Genomic DNA, 12,927 nt, shown 5'->3' with positions numbered 1-12,927 from the left:
CCTCAGCTCGGGTCCGCCGGGGCGGCGTTGGGGTTGCTGGGCGGCGTCACCGCGTTGTTGACCGTGACCGGCGACCCGTTCTGCAGCTTCAGCTGGCCCGAGGTGACGACGGTCTGCCCCGCCTCCACCCCCTTCAGCACGGCGATCTGGTCGCCGCGGGTGCCGCCGGTGGTGACGAAGGTCTGGTTGGCCACCTGCTGCTTCTGGCCGTTGGCATCCTTCTCTGTGACCAGGAAGACGACGTTGCCATAGGGGTTGATGGTCACCGCCGTCGCCGGCAGCGTGACGTATTGCTGCGGCGCGCCGACGCCGATAGAGACCTTGCCGAACATGCCGGGCAGCAGCTGGTGGTCCGGGTTGGCGAAGCTGGCCCGCACCGTCAGGCTGCGGCTTGATGTGTCGACCACCGGGCTGATCGCGATGATCTTGCCGTCGAAGCCCTTGCCCGGCCAGGTGTCGACCGTCGCCGTCACCGCCTGGCCGGTCTTGATCTGCGCCAGCGCCTGCTGCGGCAGGGTGAAGTCGAGCAGGATCGGGTCCAGAGCCTGCAGCGTCACCATGGTGGTGCCGGGCGACAGATACTGGCCGAGATCGACCTGGCGGGTGCCCAGCCGCCCGGCGAAGGGCGCCTTGACCGTCTTCTCGTCGATCAGCGCCTGCTGCCCCTCGACCTGGGCCCTGGCGCTCTTCAGCGTCGCCAGGTCGCTGTCGACCGTGGCCTGGCTGACGCCCTGGGCCTTGAGCTGCCTGAGGTCGCGGTCATAGGTGACCTGGGCGTTGTCGGCGGTCGCCTGCAGCTGGTGCAGCGTGGACACGTCATTGTCCAGCCGCAGCTGCACCAGCACCGCGCCGGCCGCGACGTCCTGGCCGTCGGCGAAGCTGAACGAGTCGACGATGCCGGCAGCCTCGGACGACAGGTTGGCGCCGTTCAGCGCGCGGAAGCTGCCCACCGCCTGCAGCGAATCCTGCCAGTCCGCCTTCGCCGCCACGGTGGTGGACACGGTCTGGGCCGGGTTGCTGCGCGATGCCAGGACCTGCGCGATGATATGCGACTTGAAGACCTGGAAGCCGAAGATGCCACCCAGGATGACCCCGATCACCACCAGCATGACGACCATGCGCAGGGTCATCGAAAAGGCTCTGCTCTTTGCCATCGTCTCGTCCGTGATTACTTCGGCAGGCTGGGGGTCGGCTGGGTGGCGCCGGCGGGCGTGTCGGTCCGGTTCCACCAGCCGCCGCCCAGGGCCTGGAACAGCGCGGCGGTGTCGCTCAGCCGCGCGGCCTGGGCCTGGATGCGGCTGATCCGGGCGTTGAGCAGGTTGGTCTGGGCGGTCAGCACGGTGGCGTAGTCGGTGGCGCCGGCCTGGAACTGGCTGCGGGCGATGGTGAGGCTGCGCTGCGCCGCCTGCTCCGCCGCCAGCTGCGCCTTCAGCGTATCGGCGTCGAACTGGATGGCGTGCAGGGCGTTGGCGACGTCCTCGAACGACGACAGCACGGTGCTGCGGTACTGCGCCGCCGCCACGTCGAAGCCAGCCTCGGCCGCCCGCTTGTCGTGCAGCAGCGTGCCGCCGTCGAAGATGGTTTGGACGATGCTGCCGGCCAGGCTCCAGGCCACCGTGCCGGGCGAGAACAGGTCGCCGAAGCTGCTGGCGGTGCTGCCGTAGCTGGCGCTGAGCGAGATCTGCGGCAGCATGTTGGCGATGGCCACGCCGATCTTGGCGCTGGCCGCGTGCAGCTGCGCCTCCGACGACCGGATGTCCGGCCGCTGCTCGACCAGTTTCGACGGCAGGCTGAGCGGCAGGTCGGTCGGCAGTTGCAGCGAGGACAGCTGGAAGTCGTCGCCCGAGATCTCGCTGGGGAAGCGGCCGAGGAAGACGGCGAGCTGGTTGCGCTGCTGCGCCAGCTGCTTCTGCAGCGGCGGCAGCGTCGCCTCGGTCTGCGCCACCACGGCCTGCTGCGACGCCACATCGGCCTGGGAGATGCCGCCCGCCGCGAATTGCTGCTGCAGGATGCCGAGGAAGGACCGCTGGGTCTTGATGATGTCCTGGGTCGCGTCGATCTGCGCCCGCAGCGACGCCTCCTGGATCGCGGCGACGACCACGTTGCTGCTGATGGTGAGGTAGCTGGCCTCGAGCTGGAACTGCTCGAAATCGGCCTGGGCCTGCAGCGATTCGATGTTGCGCCGGGTGCCGCCGAACACGTCGAGGTCGTAGGACACGTCGAGCGAGGCGCTGGTGACGTTGAAGACCGAGGTCACCGTCCGGGTGCCGGTCGCGGTCGATGCGGTGCTGTTGCTCTGCTGCCGGGTGGCGGAGCTGGAGCCGCTGATGGTCGGGAACAGCGCGCCCTGCCCGGCCGCGACATTCTCCTGCGCCTGGCGCAGCGAGGCCTGGGCGGCCTGGAGGTCCGGATTGGCCCGCAGCGCCTCGGCGATCAGCCGGTCCAGCGAATCCGACCGGAACACGCGCCACCAGTCGCCGGGAATGTCACGGCCGTTCTGGATGCGCTGCGCCGCACCACCCGCCACCTTGGCCGAAGAGGTCTCGGCCAGCGGCGTGCCGGGGGTGTATTGGCTGACACCAGGCGCATCCGGACGCTGGAAATCGGGGCCGACCGCGCAGGCCGCCACGAGCAGGACGGACAGCGAGGTGGCGCCCCGGAGCAGATGAGTTTTCAAGATCGCGGCAATCGGTCTTTGCAGTGAAGGCAGGAAGAAACCATCGGGCCGGCCCGGGCGTGGGGGAACGCCGGGCCGGCCCGACCGGTCCGTCAGCCGGCGTCGGGGGTCGGATGGGGGGCATCCGGCAGTGGCAGACGCGGCGGTTCGGACGGACCGGATCCGAAGAAGGGCAGGCCGGGGCGCGGGGCATCGATGCGGTCCGAGGCATTGGCGGAGGCACCGGAAGCGGCGAAGGCCGGGCCGGTCAGGCCGGTGATCGCGCTGGCGGTCAGCCCGATCACGCTGGCCGTCGCGACGCCGATGATGACGACGGTGGATTTCATCTGCGACCTCGCTGGAGTTGCTGGCGGCCAAGCGAAGCTAGGCGCGGTCTGTTGCTGCGCTTCGTCGGCGTGTTGCCGAAGATGAACCGGGCAATCAAATTGATGTCCGAACGTTGCCGGCCGGGAATCGGCAACACTCCGTTGCAAAAATCCCATCGCGCTGCGGGCCTGCGGCCGTAAAGATCAAGGCAGCACTGACCGGCCACATATTCCATGCAGACTTCGCCCCACATCCTCGTCGTTGACGACGACCCCGAGATCCGGCGGCTGCTGGGCCGCTACCTCGACAGCCAGAACTTCCGGGTCACCCTCGCCGCCGACCGGCGCGACTGCGAGGAGGCGATCGCGGCCGGCCGGATCGACCTGGTGGTCCTCGACGTCATGCTGCCCGACGGCTCCGGGCTGGAGATCTGCCGCGACCTGCGCCAGCGCCGGGCGCATCTGCCGGTGATCCTGCTGACCGCGCTGAAGGAGGATGTCGACCGCATCATCGGGCTGGAGATCGGCGCCGACGACTATATCGGCAAGCCGTTCAACCCGCGCGAGCTGGTGGCCCGGATCCGCGCCGTGCTGCGGCGGAGCGCGGCGGCGCCGGAGGAGGCGCCGGCCACCGCCGGGCGCTACCGCTTCGCCGGCTTCACTGCCGATCCGTCCGCCCGGCGCGTCACCGATGCCGGCGGCGAGGAGGTCGTCCTGACCGGCGCCGAGTTCGAGCTGCTGGTCGCCTTCCTGGACCGGCCCGGCCGGGTGCTGTCGCGCGACCAGCTGCTGGACCTGACCCAGGGCCGCGAGGCGGAGCCGCTGGACCGGTCGATCGACGTGCTGGTCAGCCGGTTGCGCCGCAAGCTGGGCGACGAGGGGCCGTTCCACATCTTCAAGACCGTGCGCAACGGCGGCTACCAGCTGGCGGTCGCGGTCGAGCAGCAGGGCGACGCGGCGTGAACACGCTGCGGGCCCGCATCACCCTGCTGCTGGTGATCGCCATCATCGCCGTCGTGGGCATCGCCAGCTTCGCCGCCGTCAGCCTGCTGCGCGGGCCGTCGCCGGAGCGGACGATCGACCCGCTGGTCCGCCAGGTGCGGCTGATCGCCGATTTGGTCGAGAACGGCATCGGCCCGGTGAGTGCCCCCGGCCGCGTGGCGGATTTCGAGCTGCACCCCATCCCGGGGCCGGGCGAGCCGATCGAGCGCTTCGCCGACTACCTGCAGGACGCCATGCGCAAGACCGGGCCCGACCTGCCGCTCAGGGTGACCCGGCCCAGCCCCGAATCGCCGCCGATGCTGTCGGTGCAGATCGACCCGCAGCGCTGGCTGTGGCTGACCATCTCCGACGTGCCGGTGCCGCAGGGCGTGCCGCTGGCCTTCGCCGGCTGGATGGTGCTGCTGGTGCTGGGCGCGATCGGCATCGCCCTGGTGGTCGCCGGCAAGCTGATCCGGCCGTTGGCGCTGCTGGAAAGCACCATCGCCCGCATCGGGCCGGACGGCATCCTGCCCGAGCTGCCGGAGACCGGGCCGGCCGAGATGCGCACCACCGCCCGGACCCTGAACCGCCTGTCGGCCCGGCTGCGCGCGGCGATGGAAAGCCGGATGCGCCTGGTGGCGGCGGCGGGGCACGATCTGCGCACGCCGATGACCCGGATGCGGCTGCGCGCCGAATTCCTGCCGGAGGAGGACCAGGCCGCCTGGCTGAAGGACCTCGACGAGCTCGACCGCATCGCCGACAGCGCCATCCGCCTGGTGCGCGAGGAGGTCGACGGTGGTGACACCGAGCCGCTGCGCCTGGACCGGCTGGTCGAGACGGTGTGCACCGAGCTGGCCGAGCAGGCGCTGCCGGTGGCCCTGACCCGGGCCGAGCCGCTGCTGATCAAGGCCGGGCCGCTGGCGCTGAAGCGGGCGCTGCGCAACCTGATCATCAACGCCGCCACCCATGGCAAGGGGGCGGAGGTGACGCTGGCGGCGGTCGGCGGCGAGGCCCGCATCACCATCGCCGACCGCGGCCCCGGCATTCCCCCGGCGCTGCTGACCCAGGTGTTCGAGCCGTTCTTCCGGGTCGACTTCGCCCGGCGCCAGACGGTGCCCGGCGCCGGGCTGGGCCTGGCCATCGCCAAGGAGATCATCGACCGCAGCGGCGGCCGCATCGTGATCGAGAACCGCGCCGAGGGCGGCCTGGTCCAGACCGTGATCCTGCCCCGCGGCGGCGCCACGGGCTGACCGCAGGGCTGATCCCGGCCAATCGCCGACCGCGCCGGCCGCCCCAGCCGCTAGGATGGGCAGCGACTCGCGCGGGACGAACCATGCGCGGGCGGGAGGAAGCACCGAGCATGTCCCTGACCCAGTCCGAGGTCCGCACCATCGTCATCGGCGCGCTGCTGGCGATGTTCCTGTCCGCGCTCGACCAGACCATCGTCGCCACCGCCCTACCCTCGATCGGCCGTGAGCTGGGCGATTTCGAGCTGATCTCCTGGGTCGTCACCGTCTATCTCCTGACCTCGACCTGCGCCACGCCGATCCTGGGCAAGCTCAGCGACCTCTACGGCCGCCGGCCGCTGCTGCTGATCTGCCTGTTCGTGTTCCTGGGCGCGTCGGTGCTGTGCGCCCTGTCGACCTCGATGGTGATGCTGATCGCGGCGCGGGCGGTGCAGGGCCTCGGCGGCGGCGGGCTGCTGACCCTGGCGCAGACGGTGATCGCCGATGTGGTGGCGCCGCGCGACCGCGGCCGCTACGCCGCCTATTTCGCCACGGTCTGGGCCGGGTCGGCCCTGATCGGCCCGACCCTGGGCGGCGTCCTGACCCAGTATGTCGGCTGGCCCTGGATCTTCTGGATCAACCTGCCGCTGGGCGCGCTGGCGCTGGTCACGGTCGACCGGGCGCTGCGCAAGCTGCCGGTGCGGCGGGTCCGGGCGCCGATCGACTTCGCCTCGATCGGCCTGCTGACCTTCGGCACCACCGCGCTGCTGCTGGGCCTGTCCTGGGGCGGCACCACCTTCCCCTGGCTATCGCTGCCGATCGTCGTCGCGCTGGTGGCGGCGGCGGCCGGCGGCTGGCTGTTCTTCCGCCGCCAGGCCCGGGCCGACGAGCCGATCCTGCCGCCGCGCTTCCTCGGCGACACCGTGGTCGGGCCGGTGCTGGCGGCGGTGTTCCTGGCCTTCGGCGGCTATCTCGTGCTGGCGGTGCTGGCGCCGACCTACCTGCAGGTGGCGCTGCGGGCCCCGGTCGGCGAGGTCGGGCTGATGATGATCCCGCTGATGCTGTCGACCACCATCACCGCGTCGCTGTCCGGCCGCTATGTCACCCGCACCGGCACCTACCGCCGGCCGCCGCTGATCGGGCTGCCGGTCGCGATCGTGGCCCTCCTCGCCCTCGCCGCCGTGGCCGAGCACGCCACGCCGCTGGTCGCCTCCGGCCTGCTGATGGTCGCGGGCTTCGGCGTCGGCCCGATCTTCCCGGCCAGCATGGTGGCGGCGCAGAACGCGGTCGCCGGCCGCGACCTCGGCGCGGTGACCGGCGCCATCGGCTTCTCCCGCGCCCTGGGTGGCGCCATCCTGATCGCCGCGGCCTCGGCCCTGGTGCTGGGCCTGATCGTCGCCTGGGTGCCATCGGTCGGCACGGTCTCGGGGCTGGAGGATCTGGTGCGCCGCCCGGTCACCGACACCGAGCGCACCGACATCGCCCGCGCCTTCGCCATCATGTTCGCCGCGGTGGCCGCGGTCTTCGCCCTCAGCCTCGTGATCTACATGCGGGTGGCGCACCGGCCCCTGCGCGAGCGGCCGGACATGGGCGCCGGGGCAGAACCGCTCTAGCCGCGCGGCGCCCAGATCGGCTCGACCGCGAAGCGCTCGACCAGGAAGTCCACCACCGCCCTGACCTTGGGGGCGAGGTTGCGGTTGTGCGGCCAGACCGCGTAGATCGCGCCGAACGGGTTCTCGTATTCGGTCAGCAGCGGCACCAGGCGCCCGGCGGCGATGTCGGGGCCGACCAGGAAGTCGGGGGGCATCGCCAGGGCCACGCCCGCGCGCAGGGCCGCCATCATGACCTCGGCGCTGTTGACCCGCAGCCGGCCGTCGACCCGCACCGTCTCCAGCCGCCCGTCCGGCCCGACGAACTGCCATTCCCCCTGGTCGGCGGCGTAGCTGTAGAGCACGCAATCGTGCCGTGCGAGGTCGGCCGGGGTTTTCGGCACGCCATGGCGTTCGAGATAGGCGGGCGCGGCGCAGACCAGCCGCCGGCAATGGGCCAGGCGCCGGGCCACCAGGCTGGAATCCTGCAGCTTGGTGATGCGGATCACCAGGTCGAAGCCCTGGGCCACGACATCGACGAAATGGTCGTCGAACACCGCATCGATCCGCAGCTCGGGCCAGCGCACCAGCATCTCCGGCACCAGCGGCGCGATGTAGTCACGGCCGAAGCTGGCCGGCGCGTTGAGGCGCAGCAGGCCCCGCGGCTCGGTCGACAGGTGGCTGATCGCCCGCTCCGCCTCCTCCACCTCGCGGGCGACGCGGACGCAGCGCTCGTAGAAATCCTGGCCGGCATCGGTCGGGCTGAGGGTGCGGGTGGTGCGGTTCAGCAGCCGGGCGCCCAGCCGGTCCTCCAGCTTCGCGATCTGCTTGCTGACCGCGGATTTCGACAGGCCGAGCCGCAGCGCCGCAGCCGAGAAGCTGCGGCTGTCGACGACCTGGGCGAAAACGATCATGGCGCCGGGCATGTCCATGCCGCGCAGGGTCTATGAGGCGACGGGGCCGGTCAATGACCCCGGCACCGCCTGCTGCAGCGCCGCGATCATCTCACGCAGGCCGCGCGTCAGCGGCTTGTCCCGGCGCAGCACGAGGCCGAGCCGGCGGTACAGCCGCGGCGACAGCGAATGCGCCACCAGCCGGGTCTCGCCCGGCGGCATCGCCATGTGCGGCAGCACGGCGCAGCCCAGGCCGGCGCTGACCAGTTCCTTGATCGCCTCGACGCTGCCCAGCGCCATCGCCGGCTTCAGGCTGATCCCGGCTGCCGCGAACCAGTCGTCGACGATCCGCCGGGTCTGGCCGCCCGGCTCGTAGAGCACCACCGGCCGCTGGGCCAGCGCCGCCGGCGTGATCTCCGGCGGCAGGTCGTCCGCCTCGACCGGGGCGACGGCGACGAATTCCTCCTCCAGCAGCGGCGTCACGGCGAAGGCGCGACCCGGCGCCGGCAGGGCGACGAGGCCGAGGTCGAGCGCGTTCTCCTCCAGCAGCCGCAGGACGTCGACGGCATTGCCGGTGCTGACCACGATCTCGAGCGACGGGAACCGCCGCCGCAGGGCCCGCAGCACCGGCGGCAGCAGGTAGATGCAGGCGGTGGCGCCGGTGCCCAGCCGGACCCGCCCGATGGTGCCGGTGGCGTGTTCGGCCATGGCCTCGACCGCCGTCGCCACCGCGGCCTCGATCTGCCCGGCATAGGCCAGCAGGTCGGCACCTGCCAGGGTCGGGGTCGCCCGCCGGCCGACCCGCTCGATCAGGCGGACGCCCAGCCTGGCCTCCAGCTGCCGGATCTGCAGGCTGACCGCCGGCTGCGTCAGGTTCAGCCGGGCGGCGGCGGCGGAGAAGCTGCCGGCCTGGATCACCTCGCAGAAGCTGCGCAACTGGTCGAGGTTCAGCCCGCGCATCCCAAAGAATTCCTTATCCTTTGCATTGAATATCCAAATTTCCCTTATCCGAAGCCACGGCGCAAGCTCGACTTCATCAGTTCCCCCGACCATAGCCGTGACCGATGTCCCGCCTTCCGCCCCTGACCGAGACCCTGCGCTGGCTCGCCGCCTCGCCCCTGTCGCGCCGGCGGCAGCTGGACATGCTGCGCGGGCTCGACGACCGGCGGCTGGCCGATCTCGGCATCTGCCGCGGCGAGGCCTTGCGCGGACGACCCGCCCCCGACAGAGAGACCCTGATGCCCGACCGCCACGACATCACCCTGCCCGCCCCGGTCACCATCCGCGATGCGGCCATGGCGGACATGGCGGCGGTGCAGGCGATCTATGCCCATCACGTCCTGCACGGCTTCGCCAGCTTCGAGGAGACGCCGCCGGACGCGGCCGAGCTGGTGGCGCGATGGGTGGCGACCCTGGGCCAGGGCCTGCCCTATCTGGCGGCGGAGATCGACGGCCGGGTGGTCGGCTATGCCTATGCCGGCGCCCACCGGCCGCGGCCGGCCTATCGCCACACGGTCGAGGATTCGGTCTATGTCGCCGACGGGCTGGCCGGCCGCGGCATCGGCCGGGCGCTGCTGGCGGGGCTGATCGCCCGCTGCGAGGCAGGGCCCTGGCGCCAAATGGTCGCGGTGATAGGCGACAGCCGCAACACCGCCTCGATCGCCCTGCACGAAAGGATGGGTTTCCACCGGGCCGGCAGCTTCCGGTCGATCGGCTTCAAGCTGGGACGCTGGGTCGACACCGTGATGATGCAGCGCACCCTGGGCGCCGGCGACACCGTGGCGCCCGGTCCCGATGCGTGATCCGCTGTCGCAGGATCAGGCCGAATTGCGCCAGTAATCCTCGCCGCGCTCGACCACCAGGTCGTTGCGCGGGCTGTGGCCGGTCGTCTTCCGGCCGCCCTTGATGTGGTCCATGAACCGGCCGAGCCGGGAGTTGATCAGCACATGCTTGGCCTGCCGGCCGATGCCGTCGGCGATGTCGAAGGACCGGTGGCCCGCGCGCTCGATCTGCCGGCGCACGACGTCGAACAGATAGGCGTCGTGGAACTCGTACTGCTCGAACAGCTCGTCATGGGTGTAGAGGCGCTTGAACGCCGCCAACATCTCCCGCGTGGCCGGGTGCCTCAGATTGTAGGCGATGAAGCCGCATTCCGAGTAGGTCGGCCGGTCGAGATAGCCGACGAAGCGGTCGCGTGGAATGAAGCCCTCGAGCTCTTCCCGGCTCGGCTCGGCGAAGAACAGGCTGTCGGCATCGACCCAGATCAGCACGTCGGCATCGGTGTTTGCCGCGGCGTGGAAGATGGCGAAGGCCTTGTGGCTGAACCGCACCGCATCCCAGCGGAAGCCGGTGCCCCAGCGCCGGTCGCCCAGCTTGATCCGGTTCTTGTAGGGGTTGCGCGACAGCCGGAAGCGGTAGCGCTCGGTCAGGCCGTGGGCGAGCGGGTTGTCGGCGTGGCGGCTTTTGAAGGCGACCAGGTCGGGACAGCTGGAGACCAGGTCCCGCACCACGATGCGGTCGCTCGGCACCTCCGGCTCGAAACCCTCGCGATAGACCAGGAGGGGGACATCCTCCGGCCAATAGAGGTCAAAGGTGTCGATCATGCGCTGCCCGTATTCGGCATAGCCGGCGCCGTTGCAGGTGGTGACAACGGCAAATTTCCGCATGGGCTCGGTGGAGCGACGCATATCGATCGTCATCTGGCTCTTGGATGGGTCAACGGAACCTCAAACACATCGCCGCGGCCAGCGTTCCCGCGTCTTGGCCTCAGCGGACCATAAGTGGTCCCGCCTGCGACGTGAAATTACCCTTTGGTAAAATGGAGAAACCCGCGGACGGCCCCGGATTGCCTTGGATTCACCGAATCTCGGCAGGGAATGCCCGGGTTTTCAGGCCGCCGTCCCTGCGCGCATTTGTCACTACAGAGTCGAGCAGCCCGGGGAACCGCGCCTCCAGATCGTCGCGGCGCAGGGAGATGAAGCGCTGGGTTCCTTCGATCCGCGTCCGGGTGACCCCGGCCTCGCGCAGCTTGGCGTAGTGGTAGGACAGGCTGGTCTTCGGCGCGTGGTCGATGCTGCTGCAGGCCTCCTCCCCCATCTCCGACAGCTGGAGCACGATCGCCAGGCGGGTCGGGTCGCTCAGCGCCGCGAGGATGGTGACGAGGTCCATCTGGTCGCGATCGGGGTGATAGGGCGTGCGCATGCCCCGAGATCTAAGCCATCCGGCGGCGATATTCAATGTTCAACGAATTTTGAACAATTGGCTTGACGGCTCCCTCGGCCAATCCGATATTTCAAATATCGTTGAACAATGGATCATCCCCATGCCCGCCTCCCTGGTCTGGCTCGCGATCGGCGCTTTCGCCATCGGCACCGAAGGCCTGATGATCGCCGGGCTGCTGCCCGCGATCGCCGCGGATTTCCACACCTCCGTCGCCACGGCCGGCGAGTTGATCACGATCTTCGCCCTCGCCTATGCGGTCGGCTCCCCGATCCTGTCGGCTTTTTGCGGCAGCCTCGATCGGCGCCGGCTGCTGGTGCTGGCCCTGCTGTTCTTCGCCTTCGCCAACCTGCTGGCGGCGGCGACCGAGACGCTGTGGCAGCTGGTTGCGGTCCGGGTGCTGCTGGCGCTCAGCGCCGGCCTGTTCATGCCGACGGCCTATGCCGTCGCCGCGTCCCTGGTCGCCCCGGAACGGCGCGGGCGGGCGATCGCCGCCGTCACCAGCGGCATGACCGTCGCCACCGCGCTGGGCGTGCCGCTGGGCGCCTGGATCGGCAACCATGCGGATTGGCGGACCACCTTCCTGATCGTCGCCGGCCTCAGCCTCGCCGGCGTGTTCGGCCTGCGCTTCGGCCTGCCGGCGCAGCTGCCCCGCGGCGCCAGCACCCTGGCCGAACGACTGGCCGTCGCCCGCCGGCCGGCGGTGCTGCAGGCGCTGGTGGTCACCGTGTTCTGGATCGCCGCCGGCTTCGTCGTCTACACCTTCATCGCCCCGTTCCTGGAGCGGGCGACCGGCATCGGCGCCGACGGCGTCAGCGCCATGCTGTTCCTGTTCGGCATCGGCGCGGCCGCCGGCAACGCCCTGGGCGGCCACCTGACCGACCGGATCGGCCCGGTCCCGGTGCAGGCCTGGTCGCTTGCGGTCCTCACCCTGTCGCTGTTCGGCCTGTCGGCCGCCGCCCTCCTGCCGGCCCACCAGGCGCTGATCGTCGCCGCGCCGCTGATCGTGATCTGGAGCGTCGCCGGCTGGGCCTTCCACCCGGCCCAGACCACCCGGCTGATCCGCCTGGCGCCGGAGGTGGCGATGGTCGCCGCGTCCCTGAACTCCTCCGCGCTCTATGCCGGCGTCGCCTTCGGCTCGACGCTGGGCGCGATGACCATCGCCTGGGGCGACGTCACCGATCTCGGCTGGGTCGGGGCCCTGTGCGCCGCCATCGCGCTGGGCGTGCTGGCGGTGACGGTGCGGCGCAAGGCCACACGGGCGGTGCAGCCGGCCGTCTGAGCCCACGCCCTGCTCGATCGTCGCTGATTTGGAAACAATCCTGTTCCGGACGGGCGGGTTCTCCCGTCCCGCATCAAGGTCTACCTTCTCGGCGCAGCGTCGGCTGCGGGTACGATAGGGAAACGATGCGATGACGAAGGTTCTGGTCCTCTACTACAGCTCCTACGGCCATATCGAGACCATGGCCACGGCGATCGCCGAGGGCGTCCGCGAGGCGGGTGGCGAGCCCACCATCAAGCGCGTGCCCGAGACGGTGCCGGAAGAGGCCGCCCGCGCCGCCCACTTCAAGCTCGACCAGACGGCGCCGGTCGCCACGGTCGACGAGCTGGCCGATTACGACGCCGTGATCTTCGGCGTGCCGACCCGCTTCGGCATGATGGCCGCGCAGATGAAGACCTTCCTCGACCAGGCCAGCGGCCTGTGGATGAAGGGCGCGCTGATCGGCAAGGTCGGCAGCGTCTTCACCTCGTCCGCCACCCAGCATGGCGGCCAGGAATCGACCATCCTGAACTTCCACACCGTGCTGCTGCATCAGGGCATGGTGATCGTCGGCCTGCCCTATTCCTTCCAGGGCCAGATGACGCTGGACGAGATCACCGGCGGGTCGCCCTACGGCGCCTCCACCATCGCCGGCGGCCAGGGCCAGCGCCAGCCCAGCGCCAACGAGCTGGCGGCCGCCCGCTTCCAGGGCGCGCATGTCACGAAGATCGCCTCGAAGCTCGTCGGCTGAGCCTGTTGGAAATCCGCCGGGGCGC

At 70.6% G+C, this 12,927-nt stretch carries 13 protein-coding genes; 6 read left to right on the top strand and 7 right to left on the bottom strand.

The features are described 5' to 3' along the window. Nucleotides 1-2 precede the first annotated feature (2 nt). The 3 genes from AB4112_RS05320 to AB4112_RS05310 all read right to left on the bottom strand — a co-directional run bounded on the left by AB4112_RS05320 (nt 3) and on the right by AB4112_RS05310 (nt 3,003). Nucleotides 3-1,130 carry an efflux RND transporter periplasmic adaptor subunit gene (locus tag AB4112_RS05320; protein ID WP_441717575.1) on the bottom strand — a complete coding sequence of 376 codons (1,128 nt, stop codon included), beginning with the start codon at nt 1,128-1,130 and terminating at the stop codon, nt 3-5. A gap of 38 nt (nt 1,131-1,168) precedes the next feature. Beyond that, entirely contained in the window at nt 1,169-2,677 is a 1,509-nt protein-coding gene (locus tag AB4112_RS05315; RefSeq protein ID WP_309796044.1) for an efflux transporter outer membrane subunit, read from the bottom strand. Nucleotides 2,678-2,769: 92 nt separating this feature from the next. After that, nucleotides 2,770-3,003 carry a hypothetical protein gene (locus tag AB4112_RS05310; RefSeq protein WP_441717573.1) on the bottom strand — a complete coding sequence of 78 codons (234 nt, stop codon included), beginning with the start codon at nt 3,001-3,003 and terminating at the stop codon, nt 2,770-2,772. A gap of 213 nt (nt 3,004-3,216) precedes the next feature. Between AB4112_RS05310 and AB4112_RS05305 the strand changes: the two genes are divergently transcribed. From AB4112_RS05305 to AB4112_RS05295, 3 genes are all read left to right on the top strand, one after another. Next, nucleotides 3,217-3,945, top strand: coding sequence for a response regulator transcription factor (locus tag AB4112_RS05305; RefSeq protein WP_309796040.1), 729 nt, complete (start codon nt 3,217-3,219; stop codon nt 3,943-3,945). Further along, entirely contained in the window at nt 3,942-5,213 is a 1,272-nt protein-coding gene (locus AB4112_RS05300; RefSeq protein ID WP_441717571.1) for an ATP-binding protein, read from the top strand. Before AB4112_RS05305 ends, AB4112_RS05300 begins: the two co-directional genes overlap by 4 nt. A 110-nt stretch (nt 5,214-5,323) precedes the next feature. Further along, nucleotides 5,324-6,802 carry an MDR family MFS transporter gene (locus AB4112_RS05295; RefSeq protein ID WP_309796036.1) on the top strand — a complete coding sequence of 493 codons (1,479 nt, stop codon included), beginning with the start codon at nt 5,324-5,326 and terminating at the stop codon, nt 6,800-6,802. On the opposite strand, the gene AB4112_RS05290 is transcribed toward AB4112_RS05295, so the two are convergent. Together AB4112_RS05290 and AB4112_RS05285 are read right to left on the bottom strand one after the other, a co-directional pair. Further along, on the bottom strand, nt 6,799-7,692 hold the full coding sequence (locus AB4112_RS05290; RefSeq protein ID WP_441717568.1) for a LysR family transcriptional regulator: 894 nt from the start codon (nt 7,690-7,692) through the stop codon (nt 6,799-6,801). The two genes, AB4112_RS05295 and AB4112_RS05290, sit on opposite strands and share 4 nt — an antisense overlap. A gap of 30 nt (nt 7,693-7,722) precedes the next feature. Further along, nucleotides 7,723-8,631, bottom strand: a complete 909-nt coding sequence (locus AB4112_RS05285) for a LysR family transcriptional regulator (protein ID WP_441717566.1) — start codon at nt 8,629-8,631, stop codon at nt 7,723-7,725. Nucleotides 8,632-8,735: 104 nt separating this feature from the next. Between AB4112_RS05285 and AB4112_RS05280 the strand changes: the two genes are divergently transcribed. Beyond that, the gene (locus AB4112_RS05280; RefSeq protein ID WP_441717564.1) at nt 8,736-9,473 is read left to right on the top strand and encodes a GNAT family N-acetyltransferase; all 738 of its coding nucleotides are present in this window, start codon (nt 8,736-8,738) and stop codon (nt 9,471-9,473) included. A gap of 15 nt (nt 9,474-9,488) precedes the next feature. Here the strand turns inward: AB4112_RS05280 and AB4112_RS05275 are convergent, their stop codons facing one another. Together AB4112_RS05275 and AB4112_RS05270 are read right to left on the bottom strand one after the other, a co-directional pair. Then, nucleotides 9,489-10,337, bottom strand: a complete 849-nt coding sequence (locus AB4112_RS05275; protein WP_441717562.1) for a hypothetical protein — start codon at nt 10,335-10,337, stop codon at nt 9,489-9,491. Nucleotides 10,338-10,527: 190 nt separating this feature from the next. Then, nucleotides 10,528-10,872 carry an ArsR/SmtB family transcription factor gene (locus AB4112_RS05270; protein WP_309796029.1) on the bottom strand — a complete coding sequence of 115 codons (345 nt, stop codon included), beginning with the start codon at nt 10,870-10,872 and terminating at the stop codon, nt 10,528-10,530. A gap of 121 nt (nt 10,873-10,993) precedes the next feature. Here AB4112_RS05270 and AB4112_RS05265 point away from each other — a divergent pair, with 121 nt between their 5' ends. Both AB4112_RS05265 and wrbA read left to right on the top strand, forming a co-directional pair. Beyond that, a complete protein-coding gene (locus AB4112_RS05265; protein WP_441717559.1) occupies nt 10,994-12,172 on the top strand; it encodes an MFS transporter in 1,179 nt (392 codons plus the stop codon). 130 nt (nt 12,173-12,302) lie between these two features. Further along, a complete protein-coding gene (gene wrbA, locus AB4112_RS05260) occupies nt 12,303-12,902 on the top strand; it encodes an NAD(P)H:quinone oxidoreductase (protein ID WP_309796024.1) in 600 nt (199 codons plus the stop codon). Nucleotides 12,903-12,927 lie beyond the last annotated feature (25 nt).

Source organism: Inquilinus sp. 2KB_23 (assembly GCF_052115705.1).
GTDB classification, from domain to species: Bacteria; Pseudomonadota; Alphaproteobacteria; order DSM-16000; family Inquilinaceae; genus Inquilinus; species Inquilinus ginsengisoli_A.
The sequence above is the reverse complement of the archived record's forward strand: the minus strand, read 5'-3'. Positions and strand labels throughout refer to the sequence as shown.

Bases quoted from the DNA above. Each gene is read 5' to 3' on its own strand.
- AB4112_RS05320 (WP_441717575.1), bottom strand. From the start codon at position 1,130: ATGACCCTGCGCATGGTCGTCATGCTGGTGGTGATCGGGGTCATCCTG.
- AB4112_RS05310 (WP_441717573.1), bottom strand. From the start codon at position 3,003: ATGAAATCCACCGTCGTCATCATCGGCGTCGCGACGGCCAGCGTGATC.
- AB4112_RS05305 (WP_309796040.1), top strand. From the start codon at position 3,217: ATGCAGACTTCGCCCCACATCCTCGTCGTTGACGACGACCCCGAGATC.
- AB4112_RS05295 (WP_309796036.1), top strand. From the start codon at position 5,324: ATGTCCCTGACCCAGTCCGAGGTCCGCACCATCGTCATCGGCGCGCTG.
- AB4112_RS05290 (WP_441717568.1), bottom strand. From the start codon at position 7,692: ATGATCGTTTTCGCCCAGGTCGTCGACAGCCGCAGCTTCTCGGCTGCG.
- AB4112_RS05285 (WP_441717566.1), bottom strand. From the start codon at position 8,631: ATGCGCGGGCTGAACCTCGACCAGTTGCGCAGCTTCTGCGAGGTGATC.
- AB4112_RS05280 (WP_441717564.1), top strand. From the start codon at position 8,736: ATGTCCCGCCTTCCGCCCCTGACCGAGACCCTGCGCTGGCTCGCCGCC.
- AB4112_RS05275 (WP_441717562.1), bottom strand. From the start codon at position 10,337: ATGCGGAAATTTGCCGTTGTCACCACCTGCAACGGCGCCGGCTATGCC.
- AB4112_RS05270 (WP_309796029.1), bottom strand. From the start codon at position 10,872: ATGCGCACGCCCTATCACCCCGATCGCGACCAGATGGACCTCGTCACC.
- AB4112_RS05265 (WP_441717559.1), top strand. From the start codon at position 10,994: ATGCCCGCCTCCCTGGTCTGGCTCGCGATCGGCGCTTTCGCCATCGGC.
- wrbA (WP_309796024.1), top strand. From the start codon at position 12,303: ATGACGAAGGTTCTGGTCCTCTACTACAGCTCCTACGGCCATATCGAG.